The sequence below is a fragment of the Pseudomonas sp. TE4620 genome (genome assembly GCF_056279045.1).
Window position 1 is genome coordinate 182,028 of the sequence record NZ_JBWBQO010000001.1, and the last position, 24,935, is coordinate 206,962.

The 24,935-nt window shown below is 63.1% G+C and carries 24 protein-coding genes and 4 pseudogenes; 18 read left to right on the forward strand and 10 right to left on the reverse strand.

The features are described 5' to 3' along the window. The first annotated feature begins 61 nt into the window (after nt 1-61). Nucleotides 62-1,165 carry an NADH:flavin oxidoreductase gene (locus ACZ9A3_RS00855; RefSeq protein WP_476252042.1) on the forward strand — a complete coding sequence of 368 codons (1,104 nt, stop codon included), beginning with the start codon at nt 62-64 and terminating at the stop codon, nt 1,163-1,165. On the opposite strand, the gene ACZ9A3_RS00860 is transcribed toward ACZ9A3_RS00855, so the two are convergent. Next, complete coding sequence (locus ACZ9A3_RS00860; RefSeq protein ID WP_045196066.1) at nt 1,134-2,351, reverse strand: glycosyltransferase family 4 protein; 1,218 nt, start codon at nt 2,349-2,351, stop codon at nt 1,134-1,136. The genes ACZ9A3_RS00855 and ACZ9A3_RS00860 overlap by 32 nt on opposite strands. A gap of 267 nt (nt 2,352-2,618) precedes the next feature. Between ACZ9A3_RS00860 and ACZ9A3_RS00865 the strand changes: the two are divergent. Together ACZ9A3_RS00865 and ACZ9A3_RS00870 are read left to right on the forward strand one after the other, a co-directional pair. Then, a pseudogene (locus ACZ9A3_RS00865) lies at nt 2,619-3,254 on the forward strand (PAS domain-containing protein); the annotation flags it as partial. Between the two features lie 231 nt (nt 3,255-3,485). Continuing rightward, nucleotides 3,486-3,845 (forward strand): annotated as a pseudogene (locus ACZ9A3_RS00870) (methyl-accepting chemotaxis protein); the annotation flags it as partial. A 39-nt stretch (nt 3,846-3,884) separates the two neighbouring features. On the opposite strand, the gene cysZ reads toward ACZ9A3_RS00870, so the two are convergent. Continuing rightward, nucleotides 3,885-4,613, reverse strand: coding sequence for a sulfate transporter CysZ (cysZ, locus tag ACZ9A3_RS00875; RefSeq protein ID WP_045196071.1), 729 nt, complete (start codon nt 4,611-4,613; stop codon nt 3,885-3,887). 271 nt (nt 4,614-4,884) lie between these two features. Between cysZ and ACZ9A3_RS00880 the strand changes: the two genes are divergently transcribed. Together ACZ9A3_RS00880 and trxB are read left to right on the forward strand one after the other, a co-directional pair. Beyond that, on the forward strand, nt 4,885-5,484 hold the full coding sequence (locus ACZ9A3_RS00880; RefSeq protein ID WP_038993853.1) for a peroxiredoxin: 600 nt from the start codon (nt 4,885-4,887) through the stop codon (nt 5,482-5,484). A 135-nt stretch (nt 5,485-5,619) separates the two neighbouring features. Beyond that, a complete protein-coding gene (gene trxB / locus ACZ9A3_RS00885) occupies nt 5,620-6,582 on the forward strand; it encodes a thioredoxin-disulfide reductase (RefSeq protein WP_045196073.1) in 963 nt (320 codons plus the stop codon). Nucleotides 6,583-6,645: 63 nt separating this feature from the next. On the opposite strand, the gene nadC is transcribed toward trxB, so the two are convergent. Beyond that, entirely contained in the window at nt 6,646-7,494 is an 849-nt protein-coding gene (gene nadC, locus ACZ9A3_RS00890) for a carboxylating nicotinate-nucleotide diphosphorylase (protein ID WP_045196075.1), read from the reverse strand. A 253-nt stretch (nt 7,495-7,747) separates the two neighbouring features. Between nadC and ACZ9A3_RS00895 the strand changes: the two genes are divergently transcribed. The 8 genes and pseudogenes from ACZ9A3_RS00895 (at nt 7,748) to ACZ9A3_RS00930 (ending at nt 16,814) form a co-directional block, all read left to right on the forward strand. Next, on the forward strand, nt 7,748-9,946 hold the full coding sequence (locus ACZ9A3_RS00895) for a DUF1631 domain-containing protein (RefSeq protein ID WP_476252043.1): 2,199 nt from the start codon (nt 7,748-7,750) through the stop codon (nt 9,944-9,946). A gap of 79 nt (nt 9,947-10,025) precedes the next feature. After that, the gene (ampD, locus tag ACZ9A3_RS00900; RefSeq protein ID WP_093387983.1) at nt 10,026-10,592 is read left to right on the forward strand and encodes a 1,6-anhydro-N-acetylmuramyl-L-alanine amidase AmpD; all 567 of its coding nucleotides are present in this window, start codon (nt 10,026-10,028) and stop codon (nt 10,590-10,592) included. After that, complete coding sequence (gene ampE, locus ACZ9A3_RS00905; RefSeq protein ID WP_045196081.1) at nt 10,589-11,422, forward strand: regulatory signaling modulator protein AmpE; 834 nt, start codon at nt 10,589-10,591, stop codon at nt 11,420-11,422. Before ampD ends, ampE begins: the two co-directional genes overlap by 4 nt. A 1,122-nt stretch (nt 11,423-12,544) precedes the next feature. Further along, nucleotides 12,545-12,751: pseudogene (locus tag ACZ9A3_RS00910) on the forward strand (HAMP domain-containing protein); the annotation flags it as partial. A 282-nt stretch (nt 12,752-13,033) separates the two neighbouring features. Next, nucleotides 13,034-13,606: pseudogene (locus ACZ9A3_RS00915) on the forward strand (methyl-accepting chemotaxis protein); the annotation flags it as partial. Nucleotides 13,607-13,777: 171 nt separating this feature from the next. Continuing rightward, nucleotides 13,778-14,992 (forward strand): enoyl-ACP reductase FabV, encoded by a 1,215-nt coding sequence (gene fabV / locus ACZ9A3_RS00920; RefSeq protein ID WP_045196085.1) that lies wholly within the window; start codon nt 13,778-13,780, stop codon nt 14,990-14,992. Between the two features lie 181 nt (nt 14,993-15,173). Next, nucleotides 15,174-15,860, forward strand: a complete 687-nt coding sequence (locus ACZ9A3_RS00925) for a GNAT family N-acetyltransferase (protein WP_045196087.1) — start codon at nt 15,174-15,176, stop codon at nt 15,858-15,860. A gap of 9 nt (nt 15,861-15,869) precedes the next feature. After that, the gene (locus tag ACZ9A3_RS00930; RefSeq protein WP_213602408.1) at nt 15,870-16,814 is read left to right on the forward strand and encodes an alpha/beta hydrolase family protein; all 945 of its coding nucleotides are present in this window, start codon (nt 15,870-15,872) and stop codon (nt 16,812-16,814) included. Here ACZ9A3_RS00930 and ACZ9A3_RS00935 read toward each other — a convergent pair. Genes ACZ9A3_RS00935 through ACZ9A3_RS00950 form a run of 4 tightly spaced genes read right to left on the reverse strand, consistent with a single transcriptional unit; the run spans nt 16,798 to nt 18,776 of the window. Next, the gene (locus ACZ9A3_RS00935) at nt 16,798-17,139 is read right to left on the reverse strand and encodes a HopJ type III effector protein (RefSeq protein ID WP_045196090.1); all 342 of its coding nucleotides are present in this window, start codon (nt 17,137-17,139) and stop codon (nt 16,798-16,800) included. The genes ACZ9A3_RS00930 and ACZ9A3_RS00935 overlap by 17 nt on opposite strands. After that, entirely contained in the window at nt 17,132-17,428 is a 297-nt protein-coding gene (locus tag ACZ9A3_RS00940; protein WP_045196092.1) for a DUF1244 domain-containing protein, read from the reverse strand. Before ACZ9A3_RS00940 ends, ACZ9A3_RS00935 begins: the two co-directional genes overlap by 8 nt. A gap of 24 nt (nt 17,429-17,452) precedes the next feature. Continuing rightward, on the reverse strand, nt 17,453-18,151 hold the full coding sequence (gene folM / locus ACZ9A3_RS00945; protein ID WP_093387995.1) for a dihydromonapterin reductase: 699 nt from the start codon (nt 18,149-18,151) through the stop codon (nt 17,453-17,455). A 55-nt stretch (nt 18,152-18,206) separates the two neighbouring features. Then, on the reverse strand, nt 18,207-18,776 hold the full coding sequence (locus ACZ9A3_RS00950) for an antibiotic biosynthesis monooxygenase (protein ID WP_045196096.1): 570 nt from the start codon (nt 18,774-18,776) through the stop codon (nt 18,207-18,209). 238 nt (nt 18,777-19,014) lie between these two features. On the opposite strand from ACZ9A3_RS00950, the gene ACZ9A3_RS00955 reads away from it, so the two are divergent. Further along, a complete protein-coding gene (locus tag ACZ9A3_RS00955; RefSeq protein ID WP_176794344.1) occupies nt 19,015-19,965 on the forward strand; it encodes a MerR family transcriptional regulator in 951 nt (316 codons plus the stop codon). Here ACZ9A3_RS00955 and ACZ9A3_RS00960 read toward each other — a convergent pair. Together ACZ9A3_RS00960 and ACZ9A3_RS00965 are read right to left on the reverse strand one after the other, a co-directional pair. Continuing rightward, nucleotides 19,950-20,567 (reverse strand): hypothetical protein, encoded by a 618-nt coding sequence (locus ACZ9A3_RS00960; protein ID WP_093387998.1) that lies wholly within the window; start codon nt 20,565-20,567, stop codon nt 19,950-19,952. The two genes, ACZ9A3_RS00955 and ACZ9A3_RS00960, sit on opposite strands and share 16 nt — an antisense overlap. A 68-nt stretch (nt 20,568-20,635) precedes the next feature. Then, on the reverse strand, nt 20,636-21,097 hold the full coding sequence (locus ACZ9A3_RS00965; RefSeq protein ID WP_045196101.1) for a PAS domain-containing protein: 462 nt from the start codon (nt 21,095-21,097) through the stop codon (nt 20,636-20,638). A gap of 142 nt (nt 21,098-21,239) precedes the next feature. Here ACZ9A3_RS00965 and ACZ9A3_RS00970 point away from each other — a divergent pair, with 142 nt between their 5' ends. Further along, nucleotides 21,240-21,695 carry a flavodoxin gene (locus tag ACZ9A3_RS00970; RefSeq protein ID WP_045196103.1) on the forward strand — a complete coding sequence of 152 codons (456 nt, stop codon included), beginning with the start codon at nt 21,240-21,242 and terminating at the stop codon, nt 21,693-21,695. Between the two features lie 3 nt (nt 21,696-21,698). Here ACZ9A3_RS00970 and ACZ9A3_RS00975 read toward each other — a convergent pair whose 3' ends face one another. Next, on the reverse strand, nt 21,699-22,583 hold the full coding sequence (locus tag ACZ9A3_RS00975; protein WP_476252044.1) for a LysR substrate-binding domain-containing protein: 885 nt from the start codon (nt 22,581-22,583) through the stop codon (nt 21,699-21,701). A gap of 96 nt (nt 22,584-22,679) precedes the next feature. Here ACZ9A3_RS00975 and ACZ9A3_RS00980 point away from each other — a divergent pair, with 96 nt between their 5' ends. The 3 genes from ACZ9A3_RS00980 to ACZ9A3_RS00990 all read left to right on the forward strand — a co-directional run bounded on the left by ACZ9A3_RS00980 (nt 22,680) and on the right by ACZ9A3_RS00990 (nt 24,834). Next, nucleotides 22,680-23,066, forward strand: a complete 387-nt coding sequence (locus tag ACZ9A3_RS00980; protein WP_093388007.1) for a CidA/LrgA family protein — start codon at nt 22,680-22,682, stop codon at nt 23,064-23,066. Next, nucleotides 23,056-23,742, forward strand: coding sequence for an LrgB family protein (locus ACZ9A3_RS00985; RefSeq protein WP_476252045.1), 687 nt, complete (start codon nt 23,056-23,058; stop codon nt 23,740-23,742). Before ACZ9A3_RS00980 ends, ACZ9A3_RS00985 begins: the two co-directional genes overlap by 11 nt. A gap of 186 nt (nt 23,743-23,928) precedes the next feature. Continuing rightward, entirely contained in the window at nt 23,929-24,834 is a 906-nt protein-coding gene (locus ACZ9A3_RS00990) for an alpha/beta fold hydrolase (protein ID WP_258716360.1), read from the forward strand. The last annotated feature ends 101 nt before the right edge of the window (nt 24,835-24,935 follow it).

Sequence of the window (24,935 nt, forward strand, 5' to 3'; positions counted from 1 at the left end):
CTGGGCCACCCGAACGGCTCACCCTATCCTCAGGCGCATTCCCTCTTCCCAGGAGCGCCGCATGTCCGCCACCGCACTGTTCAAACCCTTCCAATTGGGCGCCCTCGAGCTGCCAAGCCGCGTGGTCATGGCACCGATGACCCGCACCTTCTGCCCCGGCGGCGTGCCCCACGCACAAGTGGTCGAGTACTACCGCCGCCGCGCCGCTGCCGGCGTTGGGCTGATCATCACCGAAGGCACCACCGTCGGTCACCAGGCTGCCAACGGCTACCCGAATGTGCCGCGTTTTTACGGCGACGGCGCCCTGGCTGGCTGGAAGAATGTCGTCGATGCCGTGCACGCCGAAGGCGGGCGCATCGTGCCGCAGCTCTGGCACGTGGGCAGCGTGCGCCGCCTGGGCACCGAGCCGGACGCCAGCGTGCCGGGTTATGGCCCGAGCGAAAAGCTCAAGGATTGCCAGGTCGTGGTGCACGGCATGAGCAAGGCCGATATCCGCGAAGTGATCGAGGCGTTCGCCCAGGCCGCTCGCGATGCCCAGACCATCGGCATGGATGGCGTCGAGATCCACGGTGCCCACGGCTACCTGATCGACCAGTTCTTCTGGGAGGCCAGCAACCAGCGCACGGATGAGTACGGCGGCGACCTGGCTGGCCGTTCGCGTTTTGCCATCGAACTGATCCAGGCGGTGCGTGCGGCGGTGGGCCCGGAATTCCCGATCATTTTCCGCTTTTCGCAGTGGAAGCAGCAGGACTACAGCGCCCGCCTGGTACAGAGCGCCGAGGCCCTCGGCGCCTTCCTGCAGCCATTGGTAGACGCCGGTGTGGATATCTTCCACTGCTCGACCCGGCGCTTCTGGGAGCCGGAGTTCGAAGGCTCGGACCTCAACCTGGCCGGCTGGACCCGCCAGCTCACCGGCAAGCCGACCATCACCGTCGGCAGCGTTGGCCTGGATGGCGAGTTCCTGCAGTTCATGGTGGCGACCGACAAGGTGGCGCAACCGGCCAGCCTAGAGAACCTGCTCAAGCGCCTGAACAACGATGAGTTCGACCTGGTGGCGGTGGGCCGGGCGCTGCTGGTCGACCCGGAGTGGGCCGCCAAGGTGCGCGATGGCCGCGAGCAAGACATCCTGCCGTTCAGCCGTGAGGCGTTGACGACCCTGGTTTGATCGCAAGCGTCGCCGGGCCTGGGCGCGCAATGCTGCCCTGGTCCTGGCGACAGGCTGCCTGCAGGTGCGCTTCGAACTGTTCGACAATCGCCGGCCAGCCTTGGCGGCTGGCGTGCTGGCGGGCATTGAGGCGCACCCGGCGCAGAGTTTCCGGCTCTTCCAGCAACCAGCAGGCGGCATCGATAAAGGCTGCTGCATCCCCCGGCATGGCCAGCGCACCGCTATGCCCGTGGCGAATGTGCTGGGCTGCCGCGGCTTGATCGTAGGCAACCACACCCAGGCCTGAGGCCAAGGCTTCTAGCACGACGTTGCCGAAGGTTTCGGTCAGGCTGGGAAACACAAAAATATCCCCTGATGCATAGTGTTCAGCCAGGCTTTCGCCGCGCTGGGCGCCGCAGAATATTGCGCCCGGCAGGCGTTGTTCGAGCACGCTGCGTTGCGGCCCGTCACCGACCACGATCAATTTGATGCGCCGTTGCGGATACTGCTGTTGCAGGGCGTCCAGGCAAGGTTGCAGCAAACCTAGGTTCTTCTCGGCGGCCAGGCGTCCGACATGCAACAGGGCAATATCATCGGCGCCCACCCCCCATTGCTCACGCAGCGCCTGGCTGCGCCGCGCCGGGTTGAACAACTGGCTATCGACTCCCCGGGCCATCAGGCTGAGGTTGTCGAAGCCGCGCCGTTCCAGCTCCAGGCGCTGGCTTGGGCTGGGCACCAGGGTGCTGTGGGTGCGCCGGTGGAACCAGCGTAGGTAGTGGGTCAGCAGGCGCGCCAGCAGGCCCAGGCCGTATTCGCTGGAGTACTGCTGGAAATTGGTGTGAAAACCGCTGACCACGGCGATCCCCAGGCGCCGCGCCGCGCGCAGGGCGCTCAGGCCCAGCGGGCCTTCGGTGGCGATGTACAGTACGTCCGGGCGCTGCCGGCGCCAGCGGCGCAGCAGCTTGTGCATCGACACCTGGCCCCATTGCAAACCCGGGTACCCCGGCAACGGCCAGCCGCGGCACAGCAGCAGGTTGTCGTCGCTGGCCGAGGGCAGTTCGGCCGCTTGCCGCGGGCGCACCAACTCGACCCGATGGCCGCGCGATCGCAAGCCATCGCTGAGGCGGCCAAGGGTGTTGGCCACGCCGTTGATCTCGGGTGGGAAGGTTTCGCTGATCAGGGTGACATGCAGGGGCGGTGTGCTCATGAAGCCAGTTTCGACCGTGCCGATTGCCGCTCTATGACCGCAAAATGACAGATCGATGACGCCTGATTACTGGCGATTACAGGTGCGCAAATATTTCCCAGCAAGTGACTCAAGATTGCAGGTCCGCCAGCCGATGCAGAAGCATTCGAATGACTGATTTCGCTCCGGGAGAGCGTCATGTTCAACAGCAAACTCAAGCAAGAAATCCTCCGGCTGCGCGAAGAACTGCAATCAGTGGAGCAAGTAAAGTGCAGCCTCGACAGTGAGATGCTGGTGCTGCAGCTCGATCCGCAGGGGCGCATCGAATCGGTCAACAGCAATTTCGAAAAAGAGATGCTCTACAGCAGCCATCAACTGATTGGCCGCAACATCGAGGAAATCGTCCCGGCGCACGTCAAGCAACTCGACTTTTACCAGCGCATGAAGCACGCCATTGCCCGTAGCGAGCATCTCAATGGTGCTTTCCGCCTGCTGCGGGGCAATGGCGAAGAGGCCTGGCTGCGCTCGATCCTGCAGCCGGTGAAAAACAGCGAAGGGCGCATCAAGTATTTCACCCTGCACTCCAGCGACCTGACCCGCACCATTGAAACCTCCCGCGAGCACGAGAGCCTGATCAAGGCGCTGATGCGCTCCACGGCGGTGATCGAGTTCAACCTCAACGGTGAGGTGCTGGCCGCCAACGAGCGCTTCCTGCAGACCATGGGCTACAAGCTCGACCAGGTGGTGGGCAAGCATCACCGTCTGTTCTGCGAGCCGGAAGAGTACAACTCGGTGGGCTATCACGCGTTCTGGGACAAGCTGCGCCGTGGTGAGTTCGTCGCCGAACGCTTCAAGCGCATTGATGCCCATGGCCGCGTGGTGTGGCTGGAGGCGTCTTACAACCCGATCATCGATGCCCACGACGTGCTCTACAAAGTGGTCAAGTTCGCCACCGTGATCACCGATCAGGTCAACCAGGAAACGGCCGTGGCCCAGGCCGCCGACATTGCCTACACCACCTCGCTGGAAACCGACGCCTGTGCGCGCAAGGCCACCGAAGTGGTGACCCAGACCGTTGACGTCATGCGCGGCCTGGAAACTTACATGCAGGAGGCTGCCGAAGGCATCGAGGCGCTGGACAAGCAGTCGCAGGTGATCGGCTCGATCATCAAGACCATCAGCGACATTGCCGGGCAGACCAACCTGCTGGCCCTCAACGCCGCCATCGAGGCCGCACGTGCCGGTGAGCAGGGCCGCGGCTTTGCCGTGGTCGCCGACGAGGTCCGGCAACTGGCCTCGCGCACCAGCACCGCCACCGAGGAAATCGCCCGGGTGGTGCAGCAGAACGAACAACTGGCCAAGGCAGCGGTGGACATCATCGACAGCAGCAAGCGCCAGGCCGAGCAGGGCCTGTCACTGGCCGGGCAGACCGGCACGGTGATCGTCGAGATTCAGGACGGTGCACAGAAGGTGGTCAACGCGGTAGGGCAGTTTTCCAACCAGCTGTCGAGCTGATGGTTATGCCGCGTAGCCGGGCGGCTACGCGGCGCTGCTTCAGGTACGCTCGCGGACCCAGAACAGCGTGGCGCCAGCCACTGCTGCCGGCATCATCAGGATGTTGAGAAACGGCACCAGCAGCACCAGGTACACCGAGCCACCAAAACCCAGGCTCTGCCAGCGCTTTTCGCGCAGCCAGGCGAGCATGTCCTGCCAGCTCATCTTGTGGTTGTCGGCCGGGTAGTCGATGTACTGGATGGCCATCATCCAGATCCCGAACAGCAGCCACAGCGGCGCGGCGATGATGTTCACCACCGGGATCAGCGAGAGGATGAACAGACCGATCGCCCGTGGCAGGAAGTAGCCCAGCTTGCGCGCTTCGCGGCCCAGGGTACGGGGCACCATGGCGGTGAGTTCGGCCCAGCTGAAGGCCGGAAAGTCATCGGTACCGCGCACCACCACTTCGACCTTTTCCGCCAGGAAACCATTGAACGGCGCGGCAATGATGTTGGCCAGCATGGTGAAGGTGAAGAACACCATCAGCCCCACCAGCACCACGAACAGCGGCCACAGCACGTAGTTGAGAAAGCTCAGCCAGCTCGGCAGGCTGGGCATCAGCGAGTCGACCCAGAGGCTGAACTGGTGGCCGGCCAGGTAGATCAGGCCAACGAACAGCAGCAGGTTGACTGCCAGCGGCAGCAACACGAACAGGCGCAGGCTCGGGCTCAGGACCAGTTTCAGCCCTTCACGCAGGTACTGTGGGCCAGAGAGGACAGGGGCTTGCATATAAGGGAAGGCTCCGGGTAAAGGCAAACGCGCTGACCTTACCGAGTTTGCGCGACGGGCGAAAGCGCGGCGCAGAGCGAGAAACGGGCTGTAACAAAACCTCGGCAGCATCTTCGGCCAGGGCTCATAGATAAACCGCGCGCGCCTTTGCTGATGAATAGAGCCGGCCTATAAGGTGGATTGTCTAAGGATATTTCCTTAATCTCTGCCACCTCGCTAAAGTGCGCACATCTTTTCAACGCCTTCGAATTCTGACTTTCAAGGAGTTTCCATGAGCATTCTGGTCAACAAGCAAGCCCCTGATTTCGACGCGGCGGCAGTGTTGGGCGACGGTTCGATCGTCGACAGCTTCAAGCTTTCTTCCCTGCGCGGCAAGTACGTCGTGCTGTTCTTCTGGCCGCTGGACTTCACCTTTGTCTGCCCGTCGGAAATCATTGCTCACAACAACCGCATGGACAAGTTCCGCGAGCTGGGTGTGGAAGTGGTCGGTGTTTCCATCGACTCGCAGTTCACCCACCACGCCTGGCGCAGCACGCCGGTGGAGAAGGGCGGTATCGGCGCGGTCGAGTTCACCATGGTCGCCGACGTCAAGCACGAGATCACCCGTGCCTACGGTATCGAGCACGATGACGGCGTGGCCCTGCGTGCCTCGTTCCTGATCGACCAGCAAGGCGTTGTCCAGCACCAGGTGGTCAACAACCTGCCGCTGGGCCGTGAAGTCGACGAGATGATCCGCCTGGTCGAAGCCCTGCAGTTCACCGAACAGCACGGTGAGGTCTGCCCGGCCGGCTGGCGCAAGGGCCAGAAAGGCATGAAGGCCGACGCCAAGGGCGTTGCCGACTACCTGGCCGAAAACGCTGCCAGCCTGTAAGGCTGTGGCTTAACGCTTTTCAGGACCTGCGACCCAAAGCCTTCCCCAAGTGCTTCGCAGGTTCTTTTTTATTCCAGCCGGCAATCCCGGCAAAACGATGCTGGCCAGCAAGTGCCAGCTCGACAGGAGTGTGACATGTCTGAAGTACGCCATTCGCGAGTGATCATCCTCGGTTCCGGCCCTGCCGGTTACAGCGCCGCCGTCTATGCCGCGCGCGCCAACCTCAAGCCGCTGCTGATCACCGGCATGCAAGCTGGCGGCCAGCTGACCACCACCACCGAAGTCGACAACTGGCCGGGCGACGCCCACGGCCTGACCGGCCCGGCGCTGATGCAACGCATGCAGGAACACGCCGAGCGTTTCGAAACCGAAGTGGTGTTCGACCACATCAACGCCGTTGACCTGGCCAGCAAGCCGTACACCCTCAAGGGCGACAGCGCCACCTACACCTGCGACGCACTGATCATCGCCACCGGCGCCAGCGCTCGCTACCTGGGCCTGCCATCGGAAGAAGCGTTCATGGGCAAAGGCGTTTCCGCCTGCGCGACCTGCGACGGTTTCTTCTACCGCAACAAGCCGGTCGCCGTGGTCGGTGGTGGCAACACCGCCGTCGAGGAAGCCCTGTACCTGGCCAACATCGCCAGCAAGGTCACCCTGGTTCACCGCCGCGAGACCTTCCGTGCCGAGAAGATCCTCATCGACAAGCTCAACGCCCGCGTGGCCGAAGGCAAGATCGAGCTGAAACTCAATGCCACCCTGGACGAAGTGCTGGGCGACGACATGGGCGTCACCGGTGCGCGCCTGAAGAACAACGACGGCAGCTTCGACGAAATCAAGGTCGACGGCGTGTTCATCGCCATCGGTCACACCCCGAACACCTCGCTGTTCGAAGGCCAATTGACCTTGAAAGACGGCTACCTGGTAGTCAACGGTGGCCGTGACGGCAACGCCACCGCGACCAACGTTGAAGGTGTGTTCGCTGCCGGTGACGTGGCTGACCACGTGTACCGCCAGGCCATCACCTCGGCCGGTGCCGGCTGCATGGCCGCGCTGGATGTCGAGCGTTACCTGGATGGGCTGCAGAACGCAGCGCTCTGACAGGTTTGATGGTGAACAAAAAAACCGGCCTGATGGCCGGTTTTTTTGTCTCTGCATTCTGCCTCAGAGGCTCAGGCGCATGGACAGGTCCACCGCTTTTACATCCTTGGTCATCGCTCCGATGGAGATGTAGTCGACACCCGTTTCAGCGATCACCCGCAAGGTGCTTTCCGTCACCCCGCCGCTGGCTTCCAGCTTGGCCTTGCCGGCATTCAGGCGCACCGCTTCGCGCATGTCGTCCAGGCTCAGTTCATCGAGCATGATGATGTCGGCGCCCGCTTCCAGCGCTTCTTTGAGCTCATCCAGGCTTTCGACCTCGATTTCTACCGGCTTGCCCGGGGCAATGCGGTGCGCGGCGCTGATCGCCTGGGCGATGCCACCGCTGGCGGCGATGTGGTTTTCCTTGATCAGGAAGGCGTCGTAGAGGCCGATGCGGTGGTTATGGCAGCCGCCGCAGGTGACCGCGTACTTTTGCGCCAGGCGCAGGCCGGGCAGGGTCTTGCGGGTGTCGAGCAGTTTGACCTGGGTGTCGGCGACCTTGTCGGCGAGGAACTGCGCGTGGCTGGCGACGCCTGAGAGCATCTGCAGGAAGTTAAGCGCCGAGCGCTCGCCACTGAGCAAGGATCGGGCCGGGCCTTCGAGGTGGAACAGTACCTGGTTGGCGCTGGCGCGCTCGCCATCAGCGACCTGCCAGTGCACCGCAACCCGTGGGTCGAGTTGGCGGAACACCGCGTCGACCCAGGCCGTGCCGGCAATCACGCAGTCATCGCGGGTAATGATGGTGGCCTTGGCCAGGCGCTCGGCCGGGATCAACTGGGCGGTGATGTCGCCACTGCCGATGTCTTCAAGCAACGCACGGCGCACGTTGGCTTCGATTTCGGCGGTCAGGTCGGCGAGGCGTAAATTCGGCATGGCGGGCTCCACAAGCTAAGTGCTGGCGATTATAGGGCAGGGCAGCCCGCGCTTGCAGCAAACACTGTAGTGGCGGCCAAAGCTTGACCTTTGGTCAGGCCAACTGAGCTTTTTGTCCATGCACCGGTCTATCAGCAGCGGCATGTGCGCACTGGCGAGCAGGAGGTTTTTACTCGATAATGCGCCTTGTATTTGGCGTCATAGCTTTGACGACCGCTAAAAAGCTCAAAATCGAACCTGCAAGGAGACCAGGATGCACAACGACGGGAAGGTGGTGCCGATCAAGGCCATCACCGATCAGGCGCACACAGCGCCCCTCGCTCGTCTGCCGGTGGTGCTTCTGCAGGTACGTGACAAGGCCGCGCTGCAACTGCGCCAGGGCCTGCAGGCGTTGTTCGACAACGCCGACGACACCCTGTTCGAGATGGCCGACAAGGCCGCGAGCAACGTTGAACAGAACATCCTTTTCGAAGCCATGCGCGACCTGCGCCTCAAGCGCAAGAACATCGAGCGCGGTTACCTCGACCATTTCTATGAAGCGTTCGTGCAGATCGGCCAGCCCGATGCCCTGCCGGCCCTGCACAGCCATGGCTACGACCGCCTGGCGCTGGTGGCCAATGACGAGCTGGAACGTACCGTGGCCCTGGATGCCATGGTCGCGCGGGTGCTGGCCCGCGACGGAATCGCCCTCAACCAGTTGACCTTGCGCTTCAGCGCCCTGGTCGGCCAGGCCCTGGACGATCCGCGCAACCCGCTGGGCCCGGCGATGCTGTGCGATTATTTTTTGCGCGCCGGGCGCAGCCTGGGCGTGGGCATCAAGGTCAAGCTGATCATCCTCAAATTGTTTGAGCGCTATGTGCTGCACGATGCCGACCAGTTGTACGGCGAGGCCAACCAGTTGCTGATTGCCACCGGCGTGTTGCCCGAACTCAAGGCCGTGCCGCGACGCCGCGCCCAGGACCGCCCGCCGGCTGAGCGCGAGGCTGCGGCCAGCACAACCGACCAGCAATCGCCCAGTGATCCGCTGGATGCCAACGGCCAGGCGGTATTTGCCTCGTTGCAGGCGCTGCTGTCGCCGGTGCGCGGGCGAGTTGCCCCGCGCCTGGAGGCCTGTGAGCAGGTCCAGGCGATCAGCACCCGTGACCTGTTGCGCCTGCTTTCGCACCTGCAGCATTACGTGCCGCCGACAGCGCAGACCGATGACTTCGACCTGCACCAGCAGCTTGAACAGTTGCTGACCCGGGTCAGCGTAAAGAGCGGCACCTACCGCAAGATCGAGGTGGTCGACGAAGATGTCATCAACCTGATCGCCATGCTCTTCGAGTTCATCCTCGCCGATCGCAACCTGCCGCGTTCACTGCGCGCCCTGATCGGCCGCATGCAAATCCCGATGCTCAAGGTCGCGGTCCTCGACAAGAGTTTTTTCAGCCGCAGCAGCCATCCGGCCCGGCGCCTGCTCAACGAAATCGCCACGGCGGCCATGGGCTGGGGCGCCAGCGATGATTGCCAGCGCGACAGCCTGTACCTGCGGGTAGAAAAAATCGTCCAGCGCCTGCTCAGCGACTTTGTCGACGACCCGGCGATATTTTCCGAACTGCTCGCCGAATTTCTCGCCTTCAGCAGTGATGAGCGACGTCGCAATGAGCTGCTCGAACAACGCACCCGCGACGCTGAAGAAGGCCGCGCACGTACCGCCTTGGCCCGTCAGCGGGTGCAGCAGGAGCTCAACCGGCGCCTGCTCGGCCGCTCGCTGCCGCGGGTGGTTGTGCGCTTGCTTGAAGAGGCCTGGAGCCAGGTGCTGTTGCTGGCCTGCCTCAAGCATGGCGACACCTCCAGCCAGTGGCTCGAAGCCCTGGAGACCATGGATGAGCTGATCTGGAGCGTGCAACCGCACACTGAAGACGTAGCGCGCCTGCGCCTGCTGGAGCTGGTGCCGGGCCTGCTCAAGGCCTTGCGCGATGGCCTGGCCAGCGCCGCGTTCGATCCGTTTGCCACCAGCGAATTCTTTGCCCAGCTTGAAATTCTCCATGTGCAAATGTTCGATACGCCGGTGGTCGGTGGGCGGGTGGTGCCCAACGACGTCAGCGAGCGGGTGCTGGTGCTTGATGAAATCGTCCTGCGCGCGCCTGAGGCCGGCGAGCCGCAAGCAGCCCAGGTACGCCTGGCCGATGACGACCCGGCATTGCTGCAGGTCGAGCGCCTGCGCATCGGTGCCTGGGTCGAGCTGCTCGATGAAGACGAGGTGCAGCGCTGCAAGCTGATTGCCCAGATCGACAGCACCGACCGTTTCATCTTCGTCAACCGTACCGGCCTCAAGGTCCGCGAATGGTCGCGCATGGCCCTGGCCGTGGCCTTGCGCCGCGGGCATGTGCGCCAGCTGGACGACACCCTGCTGTTCGACCGGGCCCTGGACTCTGTGCTCAGCCAGTTACGCCAGGCGCAGGCACGCTAGTTTCCTGCGCGTTTTAACGATGCATCCCGCGTCACCACGGGGCATACTGAGCCAGTGCCCCCGTGTCTCAGGATTTTCTATGCAACTGGACCGCGCTACTGGCTGGTTCGCCGGCGTTTGCCACTGTCCCTCGCCCAACTGCAATGCCCGCGCCGAGGGCGAAGTCATCTCCCTGCTGGTTATCCACAACATCAGCTTGCCGCCAGCGCAGTTCGGTACCGGCAAGGTCCAGGAATTTTTCCAGAACCGCCTGGATGCCAGCGAACACCCGTATTTCGAAGGTATCCAGCACCTGCGCGTGTCGGCGCACTTTCTCATCGAACGTGACGGCAAGGTCACTCAGTTTGTCTCTTGTCTGGACCGCGCCTGGCATGCCGGAGTGTCCTGTTTCGACGGGCGTGAGGCATGCAACGACTTTTCCATCGGTATCGAGCTTGAAGGCACTGATGAATTGCCTTTCACCGATGCCCAGTATCAGGCGCTACAAACATTGACCCGGCAGATCCAGGCTGCCTGGCCAGCCATTGGCACTGAACGGATTCAGGGCCACAGCGACATTGCCCCGGGACGCAAGACCGACCCTGGTGATGCATTTGACTGGCCGCGCTACCGCGCCGGCCTCAAGGACAAGGAGGAACACCCATGAGTTTTCTGGTGCTGTTGCTGGTGCTGTGGTTCGAGAAGTTCTCGGCCCTGCGCCAGCGCCTGCAACGCGACGGTTTTTTCGTCACCGAGCTTGCGCGCCTGGAGCGTGACGGCAGACGCCACCCCTGGTGGGTGTTGGGCATCCTGGTGTTGCTGCCGGTGGGCCTGCTGGCCTTGCTGCTGCACGTGCTGGAGCCGGTGGCCTACGGTTTGCTGGCCTTGCCGGTGCACCTGCTGGTGCTGATCTACAGCCTCGGTCGTGGCGACATCAAGGCCGCGCAAGGACCGTTTCGCGATGCCTGGCGCCGTGGTGACGAGCAAGCGGCAGTGCATGTCGCCGAGCGCGACCTGGGCCTGACCGCCGACGATGCCCAGGCACTGCTGGAGCGGGTGCAGGGCAACCTGTTGTGGCAGGCCTACCAGAGCTTTTTCGCGGTGATTTTCTGGTACTTCCTGCTCGGCCCGGCGGCTGCCCTGGCCTATCGGCTATTGGCGCTGACCGCCGAACATGGGCGCACCCCTGCGTTGCGCGAGCATGCCTTGCAACTGCGCCACGCCTTTGACTGGGCGCCGGTGCGCGTGCTGGGCGTGAGTTTTGCCCTGGTTGGCAACTTCGTCGCGGTCAGCCGGGTGATGCTGCACGAACTGCTCAACTGGCACATCAGTGCCGCCGGCTTGATCAGCACAGTTGGCCGTGTAGCCGGTGATTTGCCGGCCAGCACGTCGGCAGGCCCCGATGGTCTGCTCGGGCTGGATAACCTGTGGGAGTTGCTGCTGCGCTCGGCAGTGCTCTGGTACGCCTGTTTCGCCCTGTGGACCGTGCTTGGCTAAGAGTCGTGACGGAGCGGCCGTTGGTCGCTCCGCAGCCGGTTAACCTTAAGTTACAAACCCCCGATCCGATATGCGCTATACAGGTGCTGCTGAATACACTCAGTGGCCTTGTGCCACTGTGCGCAGAACAATAAGAATCGGAGGGCGCCACCTGTGAACAGCCTGTTGTATCCGGCCATCGCGTTGATGAACCGACTGAGCTTCGGGATGAAGTTCAGCCTGATCAGTATTCTGTTTTTCCTGCCCATGCTGGTGACCAACTATTACCTGGTCCGCGATTCCTATGCGCAGTTCCACGCCACCCGCACCGAGCTGCAGAGCCTGGAGTTGCTGGCCAGCAGCCTGGCCCTGCGCGGCGAGGTGGAAGCCCTCGGCAACCTGGTGCAGATCAATGCCGTGCTCGGCCAATCGGGCAAGGCCGCGGATCTCGAGACGCAGATAGCCGGCGTCGAGCAACAGGTGCAGCGGCGCCTGTCCGCCTTGGCGGCAATGAGCGGCGATGAAGCACAGGTCAAGGCTTTTGATGACAAGCGCAGCGAGATGCTCGAGACCCTCAAGGCGGCCCAGGGCGAGTCTTCGCTGTCCAGCAAGGTGGCGTTTTTCGACAAGCTGCTGGGCCAGGCCCAGGTGCTCAGTAAAGTGGTTGCCAGCCAGTCCGGGCTCAGCCAGGACAGTGACTCGGCGATTCGCCAGCTCAGTGAACTGATGACCACGGTCACTGCGCAGGTGACCCAGACCCTCGGCGAGGGACGGGCGATCGGCTCGTATTCGCTGGGCCAGGGCTTTGTCAATTCGGCGTCCAGCGCACGCTTCGATGACCTGCTGCAGAAACTGGAAAAACTCGGCGCCGACTACGCCATCCGCCTGGATGAAGCGCTGGCTACCGAGCCCGGCGCGCAAGCGCGGCTGGGCAGCCTGGCCAGCAGCAGCCAGGCGTCGCTCAAGCAGGCCAGTGAACTGATCGAGGAGCAGGTCGTGGTCGCCGACACCCTCGACGCGCCCTGGCCGGGGTTCTACAAGCAGTTCAGCGGTTTGATCGAGCAGACCTACACGCTCAACAGCGCCGTCGGCGAGTTCCTCGGCCACCAGCTCGAGCAACGCCTGGCGGAACACCGCTCGCACATGATCCTGCAGGTCTGCGCGCTGGCCGCGGTGTTCCTGCTGATTGTCTACCTCTACAGCGGCTTCTACGCCTCGACCCGCAACACCCTCAAAAGCCTCGGCGCGGTGATGGACAAGGTCGCTGCCGGTGACATGACGGTGAACTTCCAGGCCAGCAGCCGCGATGAACTGGGCGAGTTGGGCCAGGTATTCAACGGCACCGTGCGGCGCATTCATGACCTGATCGAACAGGTCGGCCACACCGTCGCCGAGGTCGAGCGCCAGGCCGAGCAGGTGCACGCGGTGTCGGCGCGCAGCAACCAGGCGGTCAGCGGCCAGCGTGGGCAGATCGAACAGGTGGCCACGGCCATGAACCAGATGTCGGCCACCGCCCAGGAGGTAGCGCGCAGCGCCGCGGCGGCAGTCAGCAGCGCCCACGGCGTCAACCGCGAAACTGTCAGCGGCCGCGGCCTGGTGCAAACTCAGCAGGGCAATATCGCCCGCCTGGCCGGCGAAATCGACCAGTCGGTGGCGGTGATCAACCAGCTGGCCAGCGACAGCAAGGCTATCAGCCGGGTGCTGGAGGTGATCAAGAGCATCGCCGAGCAGACCAACCTGCTGGCCCTCAACGCTGCTATCGAAGCGGCCCGGGCGGGTGAGCAGGGTCGTGGCTTTGCCGTGGTCGCCGATGAAGTGCGGACCCTGGCCAAGCGCACCCAGCACTCCACCGAGGAGATCGAGCAGATGATCTCGCGCCTGCAAGGCGGGGTAGGGGCTGCCGTCAAGGCCATGGACAGCAGCCATCAGATGGCCTCGGGCACCGTCGGCGAGTCGCAACAGGTGCAGCAGGCGCTGGAGAACATCCTTGGCGCCATCGGCAGTATCGTCGACCAGAACCAGCAGATCGCCGCCGCAGTGGAGCAGCAGACGGCGGTGGCCCATGACATCGACCAGAACATCGTCGAGATCAACCGGGCGGCGGAAAACACCACCCAGGGCGCGCACCAGACCGAGGACGCCAGCCGCCAGCTGTCGACCCAGGTGCTGGAACTCAAGCGTCTGATCGGTGCGTTCCGGGTCTGAGATCAGCGGTTGCTGAAGTTTTCCGCGCTGTGACAAAGTAGCGCCCTGCAGGATTCCAGGGAGCCGGATGTGTCGGCAACGCTGCGGGTGTAGTCTCACCCTCACAGCAAACGGAACCTCGAGTCCACGCGATTCGGCTCCCTCAGCAAATTCACTGACGAGGTACAGACATTGGCCATCATCCATCCCAAAGTCCGCGGTTTTATCTGCACCACTACGCACCCGACCGGTTGCGAGCTGAACGTACGTGATCAGATCGAAGCCACCCGCAAGCTGGGCGTGCGCGAGGATGGTCCGAAAAAAGTACTGGTGATCGGTGCATCCAGCGGCTACGGCCTGGCAGCGCGCATCACCGCAGCGTTCGGTTTCAAGGCCGACACCCTGGGCGTGTTCTTCGAAAAACCGGGCACTGAAACCAAGGCCGGCACCGCGGGCTGGTACAACGCTGCCGCCTTCGACAAGTTCGCCAAGGCCGAAGGCCTGTACAGCAAGTCGATCAATGGCGATGCCTTCTCTGACGAAGCGCGGGCCAAGGTCATCGAGCTGATCAAGAACGAAATGGGCGGCCAGGTCGACCTGGTGATCTACTCGCTGGCCTCGCCAGTGCGCAAACTGCCTGCCTCGGCCGGTGAGCGCGCCGGCGAGCTGGTTCGCTCGGCGCTCAAGCCAATCGGCCAGCCGTACAAGTCGACCGCCATCGACACCAACAAGGACACCATCATTGAGGCGTCCATCGAGCCGGCTACCGAACAGGAAATTGCCGACACCGTCACCGTCATGGGCGGCCAGGACTGGGAGCTGTGGATCGACGCCCTGAACGCCGCCGGTGTTCTGGCGCCGCAAGCGCGCACCGTGGCCTTCAGCTACATCGGCACCGAGATCACCTGGCCGATCTACTGGCACGGTGCCCTGGGCAAGGCCAAGCAGGACCTGGACGAAACTGCCCTGCGCCTGAGCAAAAAGGTCGGTGGCAGCGCCAACGTGGCGGTGCTCAAGTCGGTGGTTACCCAGGCCAGCTCGGCCATTCCGGTAATGCCGCTGTACCTGTCGATGGTCTTCAAGATCATGCAGGAAAAGGGCGTTCACGAAGGGACCCAGGATCAACTGGATCGCATGTTCCGTGACCGTATGTACCGTGCGGACGGTGCCCCGGCGCAGCTGGACGAGAAAGGCCGCCTGCGCCTGGACGACTGGGAACTGCGTGACGACGTACAGGATGCCTGCAAGGCCCTGTGGCCGCAGGTGACCACCGAGAACCTGTTCGAAATGACCGACTACGCCGGTTACAAGAAGCAGTTCCTCAACCTGTTCGGTTTCGAGCGTCAGGATGTTGACTATGACGCCGATGTGGCGACCGACGTACGGTTCGACTGCGTCGAGCTGTAATTAGGCGTTGCTAACTCTTTGTTGTCGCACCTGTTTTTCCTCAGGTGCGGCAACAGTTTCAAACTCGAAACACAATTTGAAACAAGTATGTCAGTGGCCTTTTGCTACCCCCTCCTCGGCACTGATCTATACCACTCATTCAAATGCCCTTTAAACCGTCAAGGTTTCGACAGGAGGCACCATGAGTGGACTGCAAAAACTAAAAGAGCGGATCAGGCAAAAGGGTCTGCAAAAGGTCCTCAAAACCCTGTGTGAGCGCTACATCTTCTTCCATTGGGAGTTGCTGTGGATGGAGCGCGACCTGATCAGCCCGGTACCGCCGCACAACCTGCGTGAGCATCCTGCGGTGCGCCTGGTGCAAATCACCACGGACAACGCCGATGCCTTCGCCCGCTATTTTGGCGACCGCGTGCAGACCATGCGCGAACTGGCCGCCGAAGGTCACACCGGGCACATGTACCTGGACGAGCAGGGCGACGCCGTGGCGTTTATTTTTGCCAGCATGCGCGATTATCACGACCGTCATTACTACGGCTGCACCTTCCCGGTGAAGCCCGGCGAGTTCTTTGAGTTCGGCGGCGAGATGACCCGTGCCTTCTTTGGCACCCGGCTGTCGGTGGATGCCCAGGTCAATTTGTGGGAAGCCATGCGGGAAAAGGGCTGCCACAAGGTGGTGGACGTCTGCGAAACCCACAACATTCCGGCGCTCAAGCTGCATCTGCGCATGGGCTATCACGAGCAGGGGCGGGTGATGCACGTGTATGGCCTGTTCGGACGCTGGCGCCTGTTCCGTGAAACCCGCTACGATGGCTCGCGACTGAGCGGTTTGCGCAAGGTCCCTGCACCGCGGGTAGCGGCTTCGGCATGACAGAGGTCGATGAGCAGTCTCGAAGCATTCCCGGCTTTGCCCGTTGCCAGCAACTGCGGCGAGGCCTTTCGTGAGATCACCGCCGATGGCTATGCCCTCGGCGGTTTCTGTTGGCGCCAGCAGGTGCCGGACGCCACGCGCCCGCTGGTGATCATCAATGCCGCCACGTCAGTGCGCTGCAGCTACTACGCCCGTTTTGCCCAGTACCTGTTCGGCCATGGCCTGGATGTCATCACCTATGACTATCGTGGCATCGGTGAGTCGCGTCCGGCGTCCATGCGCCATTTCCAGGCATCCTGGAGCGACTGGGGCGTGCTGGATTTCGAAGCCATCCTGCAACGTGCCCAGCGCGAGTTCCGCGGCCAGCCCATCGATGTGGTCGGCCACAGTTTTGGCGGTTGCGCGGCGGGGCTGGCGCCTTCGGCGGGGCAATTGCGCCGGCTGGTCACAGTGGGCGCGCAGTTTGCCTACTGGCGCGACTATGCCGCCGACAGCCGCTGGCAACTGTTCGGCAAATGGCACGTGCTGATGCCGTTGCTGACCCGCGTGTTCGGTTACTTTCCCGGCAAGCGCCTGGGCTGGCTGGAAGACACCCCGGCCGGGGTGGTGCGCGACTGGAGTACGCGCACGGCGGCGTATGAGCAGCGCCCCAGTGGCCGGGCGCTGGGTGAATTGCCCTTCGCCCGGGTCAGGGCGCAAACCCTGGCCATCAGCCTGAGTGACGACCCGTTTGGCACGGTGGCGGCGATCGAGCGCTTACTGGCGTACTTCGAGGCCAGTGAGCGCAGCCATCTGCGCATCGCCCCGGGGGATATCGATGAAAGCCGGATCGGTCATTTCGCCTTTTTCCACAGCCGCTTCCAGGACCGGCTGTGGCCAATTGCCCTGCACTGGTTGCAGCACGGGCAACTGGCCGAAGGCACGCCAGGGCGCTTGATCAGCCCAGGCGCTTGAGCGGCTGGGCGGCGAACTTGACGCCCGCCAGGCCATGCTCGATCAACGCGCGAATGTTGCTGTGGTCGCTGCCTTGCGGGGTTGCCAGCACCGAGCGGTAGTGCTCGCCGAACGCCAGCAGGGCTTCGTCATCGCTCAGGCCTTCAAGCAGGGCCAGGCCCAGGGTCTTGCACGAACCTTCGTTTTGCCCGGCTGCGTTGTCGACGCCGCCGTTGTTGAAGGCTTGTGGCTGGTAGCTATAGTTGGCAGCGATGAAGGCCAGGGTGTCGGCGAAGGCATGTTCGCCGGATTTCAGGCTGGCGCGCAGGGTACTCAGGTCAGTCATTGGGTTTTCCTTTGGCGAACGCCGCTTGTTGTTCGGCGCTGGCTTCTTGCTGGTAAAGGGATTTCCATTCGGCGTAAGGCATGCCGTAGACCACTTCGCGGGCCTCATCCATGCTCAGCTCGATCTGCTTTTCGTCGGCGGCGGCCTTGTACCATTTGGACAGGCAGTTGCGGCAGAAGCCGGCGAGGTTCATCAGGTCGATGTTCTGCACGTCCTTGCGGCTGTCCAGATGGGCAACCAGGCGGCGGAAGGCGGCGGCTTCAAGTTCGAGTTTCTGTTGATCGTTCATGGACGTTCTCGTGACAGCGGTAGTTCAGTCTACCGCGATGCGGTTTTTCAGGTGGCGGCCACCGTTGATGACCAGGTTGCTGCCGGTGCTGTACTGGCTGTCGAGCAGAAAACGCACGGCATCGATCAGCGGCTGGGCGCCGGGCTCGAACTCCAGCAGGGCCTTTCTCAGGGTCTGCTGGCGGTAGGCCTCGTCGCTGTTTTCCTTGAGGATCAGCAAGCCCGGGAGGATCGCGTTGACGCGAATGCTCGGCGCGTACTTGGCAGCGAACGACAGCACCATGTTCTGCAGCGCGGCCTTGGTGGCGGCATAGCCGATATGGCTGCCGCTGCCGCGCGAGGAGGTCTCGTCGCAGATATGGATGATGTCGGCTTTGTCGACTTTGGCCAGTTGCGCGCCGAGGGCCAGGTTCAGGTGGTAGGGCGCCTCGACGTGCAGCTTGAACATGGTGTTGAGGTTGGCCAGGTCATCGTCGAGCCACAACGAGGCGTTGTGCACGATCGCCCGCAAGCCGTCGTAATTGCTTTGCAGGTGCTCGATCAGGGCCAGGCGGTCGGCTTCCTGGCACAGGTCGGCCTGGAACTGGATGATGTTCGGGTGCGCGGCCTCGGGGCTTTTGCTGCGGCTGGCGCTGACCACGGTATGGCCGGCCTGCGCCAGGTTCAGGGCCAGCGCCAGCCCGACTCGCTGGCTGGCTCCGGTGACAAGAATTGGGCTGTTCATGGTGGGGGCGGTCAACTTTTACTGGTTCGCTTGGATAACCCCCAGCATACCCGAACTAAGCGGGATTGCGCGCGCCCTGCGGCCCCGGGCGGGCGGGGCTAGCGTTCAGCCAGTTGGCCAGCAGGCGGGTCGACAATGGAATAAAGAAATACACCATCAACGGCGTCAGCCCCAGGGTACTGAGAAGGATGCGCGGCACCAGCTCCAGCGCGCCCAGCCAGTGGCCGAAGATCAGGTTGAACAGCAGTGACACCGGAAAGAACGCCAGCCAGATCGCCACCGCCTGCTTCCAGCGCGGCGGGCGCTGCACCGGGTTATTGCCGAACCAGCCTTCCAGGCCGCTGACCCGCTGTTCCGATGGCTCGGCGAACAGGCCATTGCCACGGGCCAGCCAGGCCTTGCGCGAGGCCGAATGCTCCCAGGCATGCATGGTCTGCTCGTTGGCAAAGCGGAAGATAATCTGGAATTCGTCGCCTTGCGGCGGCGGCGCGAGCACGCCCGAGCCCAGGTAGCCGGGAAAGTCGGTGGCCAGCTGTTCGCCTTCGTGCAGCCAGGCCATCAGGTCCTGGTAGCGACCATCGGCGACGCGGCGGGTAACCATCAGGGTTACGGGTGGGGTAGACATGGTATATCTCCTGGCAACTGGGCGTGGCGGGTAGGCCTGCCCCTTGAACGCCGCCCGGGGTGCTGGGCGGTATTCGCTTCTGTGCAAGAATCGATGCAAGAATCGGGCGCGGATTATTCCTTAAATAAGCTGACTCGTCAGTGCTGGTACTCGCCCACCTGTTAGAAATGCCAATGGTGGTGCTGGTGATTGGCGGAGTAGAATGACAATTGGCCCATAAACCCGCGGTTTCCCGGCAATGATCGAACCAGACCAGCCTTCATTGAATTCCCGTGAGTTTGACCACGAAGAACTGTTCCCGATCCGCGAAGTATCCCGCCTGACCGGTATCAATCCGGTCACCCTGCGTGCCTGGGAGCGCCGTTATGGGCTGATTCAGCCCACGCGCACCGAAAGTGGGCACCGTTTGTACTCGCAAGCGGACATCGACGAGGTACGTAGCATCCTCGGCTGGATCGAGCGCGGGGTTGCCGTCAGCAAGGTCGGGCGCATTTTGGCCAAAAGCCAGAATCTGAAGAGCGAAAGCCAGTCACCGCGTAGCGACGAATCCCAGGCCGATTTCAACCAATGGCAAACCCAGCTGCGCCAGGCCGTGAGGGCATTCGACGAGCGCCGCCTGGAGCGGGTGTACGGCCAGGTGTTCAGCAGTTATCCACAGCTGGTGGTGTTCCAGGACATCCTTATGCCGGTCTGGCAGGAGCTGCGCAGTACCCACGAAGCTTTCGGCCAGGCCAGTGAATGGCTGTTTCTCGACAGCTTCCTGCGCGGGCGGGTGTTGCAACGTTTGCAGCTGGCGCGTGAGCAGCAGGAAGTGCGCGTGCTGCTGGCGGCGATCCCCGGCCAGTGCCGGGAACTTGAGTTGCTAGTGGCGGCGCTGTTGCTCGGCACCAGCGAAATCGCCATCAGCGTGCTCGGCCTCGGTCAGCCGCTGGAAGAGCTTGGCCTGGTCTGCGAGCGCATGACCCCGCATGCTCTGGTGCTGTTTTCCAATCATCCGCCGGCCAGTGATTTACCCAAGCGCCTGGCGCGCCTGGCGCTGGCACTGGAGTGTCCGTTGTTGCTGGCGGGAGAGGCGGCGGACCTGGCTCAGGACAGCCTGATCGGCTCGCAAGTCGCGTGTTTGGGCAGCGAAGGACGCTTGATGCGCCGGCGGCTGCAGCAGTACCTGGCCGGTCACCTGGATTCTTGAGGGTGCAGCTCCGGATGGGCGCGGCGGTGTGCCTGGAGAATGTATTCGCGTAGCCGCTCGATTTCAGCCGGCAAGCTCTGGCCCAGGTTATAGGCGGCCAGGCGTTCGCCGGTGCGCCGCTGCAGGGTGCCGTGCAAGGCAATCGGGGCATCGCCGTCGGGGCTGAACCAGAGGTCGAAGTGTTTTGGTGGTTCGGGCAGCTCGCGCACTTCCAGCAACACACCCTTGAACGAGATTTCCCGCACCCACAAGCCGGTACTCAGGCCCAGCTCGTCTTCCAGTGCCACCGGTTGCTCCAGGGTCAGGCGCCAGGGGCGAACCACGGCGCCTTCTTCATAGATGTTCGGTGCACCCAGTTGCAGGTGCAGGGCATGGAACTCGTCTTCAACCAACTGCAGCGGAAAGGTCATCTGCTGGTTATTGAACTGGGCCTGCAGGGTTACCTGCTCGTCGGCGATCAGTCGGGTCAGCAGGTTTTTGATTGCGCTGCCGCCATTGACCATCAGGCGCGACGCCGGTTCAGCCGGGATGGGCTGGGCCGCGTGCTGCATGGAGCGGATGAAGTCCAGCTCATCCTGGGTCAGAAGGGCATCTGCTTGCATGGTCGAACTCGAAGTGACAATCGTGAATGCGTTTCTTCACCGTCATGGACAACCAAACGGCGTGTTTGTTAAGACCGTTGGTCGGCTTCCAGCGCCGCGATGCGCGCGCGGGCGTCGGCCAGTTGGCGCTCAAGCTCGACTACCCGCTGTTCGGCTTCGACCTGGCGGCTGACATCCTTCTGGATGCCGATGAAATACTTGCGCTTGTCAGCCTCATTGAGCACCGGGGTAATGGACAGTTCATTCCAGAACGCGCTGCCGTCCTTGCGGTAGTTGCGCAGGATTTCCCGGCTTGGCAGGCCATCCTTGATCGCCTGGCGGATCAATACCCGGGCGCCCTGGTCGCGATCGTCGTTCTGCAGGAAGCGGCAGTCGCGATAGAGGATGTCGTTGGCGTCATAGCCGGTCAGGCGCTCGAAGGCCGGGTTGACGTAGATCAGGATGGTGTCGTCGTCGCCTTCCTGTTCGGCCACCACGATCCCGTCGTTAGAGGCGTCAATCATGCGCTGCAGCAGTGTGGCATTGATCATCTTGTTAGGTCCGCAAGGGCTGTAGATCGGGCATGCTGGCTGATTCTAGTGGATTGACCGTCGCTGTACAGCGGCAGATTAAGGCCTTTTGCCAGTGCCTGATGCTAGTATCCTACGTTTTTACTCAGTTTCGGAAACCTCTATGAAAGTCGTGATCCTTTCCGGTTCGGTCTATGGCACCGCCGAAGAAGTCGCTCGGCATGCCGAGAAGTTGCTCAAACAAGCGGGTTTCGAGGCCTGGCACGCCCACCGGGCTACCCTGCAGGACATCCAGGGCTTTGCCCCGCAGGCATTTTTGGCCGTGACCTCGACCACCGGCATGGGCGAGCTGCCGGACAACCTCATGCCGCTGTTCAGTACCATTCGCGATGCGCTGCCGGCCGAGTGGCGCGGCCTCAAGGGCGCGGTGATCGGCCTGGGCGATTCCAGCTATGGCGATACCTTCTGCGGTGGCGGCGAGCAACTGCGCGAGCTGTTCGCCGAGATGGGCCTGGTAGAGGTTCAGCCGATGCTGCGCCTGGATGCCAGCGAAACCGTTACCCCGGAAACCGACGCCGAGCCGTGGCTTGCCGAGCTGGCCAACAAGCTGCGCGGCTGATCATTACCGCTGTGGCTGCTCGCGCAGCAGCTGCAGCCAGGCCTGGGCGGCGCGCGACAGGTAGGCGCCCTGGCGCCAGATGAAGGCGATGTCCCAGCGCAGGTCGGTCGGCGCGCTCAGTGCCAGGCGCACTACCCCCGATCGTTCCAGGCCGCGGGCCACCACACTGGGCAACAGCACCACCCCCTGGCCGGCCGCCACCAGCGCGGCGAGAAAGTCGGCCTGGCCGCTACGGCCACCCTCCCTGGGGGTGAAGCCCAACTGCTGGCAAGCGCCGAGCAATCGGTCATTGAGCACGAAGCTGCGCTGATAAAGCAGGAACGGCGTGTCGGCCAGTTGCGCCAGGCTGACCTGGCCGGCAGCGGCTAAAGGGTGCTCGGTGGGCAGCAGGGCATCGAGGGGCTCGTTGCAAAATGGCTGGTAGGCAAAGGCCGGGTCGCTGGGGGTGAGGCTGCCGCCCAGTTCCAGTTCACCGCTCAGTACGGCCTGCTCGACGCTGCGACTGCCGCCTTCGAACAGTTGAATGCTGATGTTCGGGTAGCGCCGCCGGTATTCGGCGAACAACCGTGCGAACAGCGCATCACTGCCCAGCAGTGGCAAGCCCAGGCGCAGTTCGCCGCGGGCCAGCTGGCTCAGGTCATCGAGCTCGCTGAGCAGTTCCTGGCGCAGGCGCAGCATGGCCTCGCCGCGTTCAAGCACGATCTTGCCGGCAGCGGTCAGGTGCAACTGCGAGCCCTGGCGCTCCAGCAGCGGCACGCCCAGGTCCTGCTCCAGTTGCGCAACCTGCTTGCTCACCGCCGACTGGCTGATGTGCAGGGTTTGCCCGGCCTGGGTAAAGCCGCCACGGTGCACCACTTCAAGAAAACTGCGTAGCTGTTTGAATTCCATAGCCTGAATTCCAATCTGGAATAGCTGGCAGTCTAACAATTCGCTTTTGGCGTGGGGAGCAGGCTTTTAAAATACAGGCCTGAGAGGACCCCCGCGATGAAACCCCCTGCGTTAAACCGATTTGTCCGCCTGCTCGCCGAGCTTGCGGTGTTGCTTGCTCTTTATAAGGTCGGTGGCCTGCTGGCCGCCTGGTTGGCCTGGCCGATTCCCGGCGGGGTCATGGGCCTTGCGCTGTTGCTGCTGCTGTTTGCTTTGGGTGTGCTCAAGCCGGCCATGTTGCAGCTCGGTGCCGGGTTGTTGATGGCCGAGATGCTGCTGTTCTTTATTCCGGCGCTGATGAGCCTGCTTGATTACGGCAGCCTGCTGCGCGATGAGGGCTGGCGGATTTTGCTGGTGATCGGCGTGAGTACCCTGTTGGTGATGGTGGTGACGGCGGTGACGGTGGAGTGGATCTGCCGCTGGAGGTTGCGCCATGACGCTTGAGCCGATGCCGCTGTTCTGGCTGGCCCTGACCCTGCTGGCCTATCTTGGCAGCCGCTGGTTGTACCAGCGCACCGGGCGTTACCTGCTGTCACCGTTGATCCTGGTGCCGGCCGTGCTGCTGGCGATCGCCGTGCCGCTGCACACCGCCTATGCCGAGTACGCGCGCAACACTCACTGGCTGATGTCGGTGCTGGGCCCGGTCACGGTGGCCTTTGCCGTACCGATCTGGCAACAGCGCGCCTTGCTCGCCCGCCACTGGCCGGCCCTGACCCTCGGCATGCTGGTCGGCAGTGCGGCCTCGATTGGCAGTTCCTGGGGCCTGGCGCAGCTGTTGGCACTGGACAGCTCGGTGAGCCTGTCGCTGGTGCCGCGCTCGATCACCACGCCCTTTGCCATGCCGCTGGCCAAGGACCTGGGCGGCGTGCCGGAGCTGACCGCGGTGTTCGTGATGTTCACCGGAGTGCTCGGGGCGATGTTTGGTGGCGTGCTGCTCAAGTACCTGCCGCTGCGCACGCCGTTGGCCCGTGGCGCGCTGTTCGGCGTCGGCGCCCATGGGGCGGGTGTCAGTCGCGCACATGAAGTGGGCGGTGAAGAGGGTTCGGTGGCCGGCCTGGTGATGGTTCTCACCGGCCTGCTCAATCTGTTTGCCGCGCCGTTGCTGACCTTGCTGCTGTGATTCACCTCGCTATTTTGCGCCCTGACTCCCAAGGTCAATAAGCTGGCTGCCAACGCAACTCTCGGCCAGGGCCTGCCTGACTAGACTGACGATCAATAGAGCACACGTATGTGCCGAGGTGATTGCAATGATCGTAGCCGATGCCTTGCCCAACACGACTACCTGTCACTTACCGGGACCACTGTGATGCCTTTGGCCGAGATTCCATTGTGCGTCTGGCGGACCCGGGGCCTGAATTTCGCGTTCCGTGGCCAGACCATTCGTTACTGGAGCGCAGGGCAGGGCGAACCGCTACTGCTCATTCATGGCTTTCCCACCGCCAGTTGGGACTGGCACTACCTGTGGGCGCCGTTGGCCCAGCGTTTCCGGGTGATTGCCTGTGACATGCTCGGCTTTGGCGATTCGGCCAAACCGTTGCATCATGACTACAGCCTGCTGGAACAGGCCGACCTGCAACAGGCGCTGCTGGCGCACCTGCAGGTCGAGCAGCCGGTGCATGTGCTCGGCCATGACTATGGCGGCAGCGTCGCCCAGGAGTTGCTCGCCCGCCACCATGAGGGCCGGGTGCAGATCGCCAGTTGCGTGTTCCTCAATGGCGGTCTGTTCCCCGAGCGTCATCGGCCGCTGATGATCCAGAAACTGCTGCTCAGCCGCCTGGGCTGGCTGGTCGGGCGCTCGTTCGGGCGCGATGACCTGGTGCGCCACGTTACCCAGATCTACGGCCCCTGCACCCATCCCAGCGAGAGTGCGCTGGACGATTACTGGAGCCTGATTGCTTCCAACCGTGGCACGCGCATCCTGCACAAGCTCATTGCCTACCTGCCCGAGCGGGTCGCCCACCGCGAGCGCTGGGTTGGCGCGATGCAGGCCGAAGGGGTGCCGCTGCGGCTGATCAACGGCGCGGTCGATCCGGTGTCCGGAGCGCATATGCTCGAGCGTTACCAGGAGCTGGTGCCCAATGCCGATACGGTGATGCTCCAGGGCATCGGTCATTACCCCCATACCGAAGCACCGGTACAGGTGCTGCGCCATTACCTGGCGTTTCGTGAACAACCCTTGGTGAGTGTGCCGCAGAAAGTCGCCTGGTCCTGAGCGGCCCGGCGTGCGCAATCATCGCCTGGCCTTATCGCCTGCCATTCAGCGCCTGCCCGCTTGATTGTGTGCCAGCCGCGGCTGGTCGACACTCGGGCATC

What these genes read in the sequence shown, in the direction of transcription:
- ACZ9A3_RS00855 (WP_476252042.1), top strand. Translation starts at nt 62, where the DNA reads ATGTCCGCCACCGCACTGTTCAAACCCTTCCAATTGGGCGCCCTCGAG.
- ACZ9A3_RS00860 (WP_045196066.1), bottom strand. Translation starts at nt 2,351, where the DNA reads ATGAGCACACCGCCCCTGCATGTCACCCTGATCAGCGAAACCTTCCCA.
- cysZ (WP_045196071.1), bottom strand. Translation starts at nt 4,613, where the DNA reads ATGCAAGCCCCTGTCCTCTCTGGCCCACAGTACCTGCGTGAAGGGCTG.
- ACZ9A3_RS00880 (WP_038993853.1), top strand. Translation starts at nt 4,885, where the DNA reads ATGAGCATTCTGGTCAACAAGCAAGCCCCTGATTTCGACGCGGCGGCA.
- trxB (WP_045196073.1), top strand. Translation starts at nt 5,620, where the DNA reads ATGTCTGAAGTACGCCATTCGCGAGTGATCATCCTCGGTTCCGGCCCT.
- nadC (WP_045196075.1), bottom strand. Translation starts at nt 7,494, where the DNA reads ATGCCGAATTTACGCCTCGCCGACCTGACCGCCGAAATCGAAGCCAAC.
- ACZ9A3_RS00895 (WP_476252043.1), top strand. Translation starts at nt 7,748, where the DNA reads ATGCACAACGACGGGAAGGTGGTGCCGATCAAGGCCATCACCGATCAG.
- ampD (WP_093387983.1), top strand. Translation starts at nt 10,026, where the DNA reads ATGCAACTGGACCGCGCTACTGGCTGGTTCGCCGGCGTTTGCCACTGT.
- ampE (WP_045196081.1), top strand. Translation starts at nt 10,589, where the DNA reads ATGAGTTTTCTGGTGCTGTTGCTGGTGCTGTGGTTCGAGAAGTTCTCG.
- ACZ9A3_RS00925 (WP_045196087.1), top strand. Translation starts at nt 15,174, where the DNA reads ATGAGTGGACTGCAAAAACTAAAAGAGCGGATCAGGCAAAAGGGTCTG.
- ACZ9A3_RS00930 (WP_213602408.1), top strand. Translation starts at nt 15,870, where the DNA reads ATGAGCAGTCTCGAAGCATTCCCGGCTTTGCCCGTTGCCAGCAACTGC.
- ACZ9A3_RS00935 (WP_045196090.1), bottom strand. Translation starts at nt 17,139, where the DNA reads ATGACTGACCTGAGTACCCTGCGCGCCAGCCTGAAATCCGGCGAACAT.
- ACZ9A3_RS00940 (WP_045196092.1), bottom strand. Translation starts at nt 17,428, where the DNA reads ATGAACGATCAACAGAAACTCGAACTTGAAGCCGCCGCCTTCCGCCGC.
- folM (WP_093387995.1), bottom strand. Translation starts at nt 18,151, where the DNA reads ATGAACAGCCCAATTCTTGTCACCGGAGCCAGCCAGCGAGTCGGGCTG.
- ACZ9A3_RS00950 (WP_045196096.1), bottom strand. Translation starts at nt 18,776, where the DNA reads ATGTCTACCCCACCCGTAACCCTGATGGTTACCCGCCGCGTCGCCGAT.
- ACZ9A3_RS00955 (WP_176794344.1), top strand. Translation starts at nt 19,015, where the DNA reads ATGATCGAACCAGACCAGCCTTCATTGAATTCCCGTGAGTTTGACCAC.
- ACZ9A3_RS00960 (WP_093387998.1), bottom strand. Translation starts at nt 20,567, where the DNA reads ATGCAAGCAGATGCCCTTCTGACCCAGGATGAGCTGGACTTCATCCGC.
- ACZ9A3_RS00965 (WP_045196101.1), bottom strand. Translation starts at nt 21,097, where the DNA reads ATGATCAATGCCACACTGCTGCAGCGCATGATTGACGCCTCTAACGAC.
- ACZ9A3_RS00970 (WP_045196103.1), top strand. Translation starts at nt 21,240, where the DNA reads ATGAAAGTCGTGATCCTTTCCGGTTCGGTCTATGGCACCGCCGAAGAA.
- ACZ9A3_RS00975 (WP_476252044.1), bottom strand. Translation starts at nt 22,583, where the DNA reads ATGGAATTCAAACAGCTACGCAGTTTTCTTGAAGTGGTGCACCGTGGC.
- ACZ9A3_RS00980 (WP_093388007.1), top strand. Translation starts at nt 22,680, where the DNA reads ATGAAACCCCCTGCGTTAAACCGATTTGTCCGCCTGCTCGCCGAGCTT.
- ACZ9A3_RS00985 (WP_476252045.1), top strand. Translation starts at nt 23,056, where the DNA reads ATGACGCTTGAGCCGATGCCGCTGTTCTGGCTGGCCCTGACCCTGCTG.
- ACZ9A3_RS00990 (WP_258716360.1), top strand. Translation starts at nt 23,929, where the DNA reads ATGCCTTTGGCCGAGATTCCATTGTGCGTCTGGCGGACCCGGGGCCTG.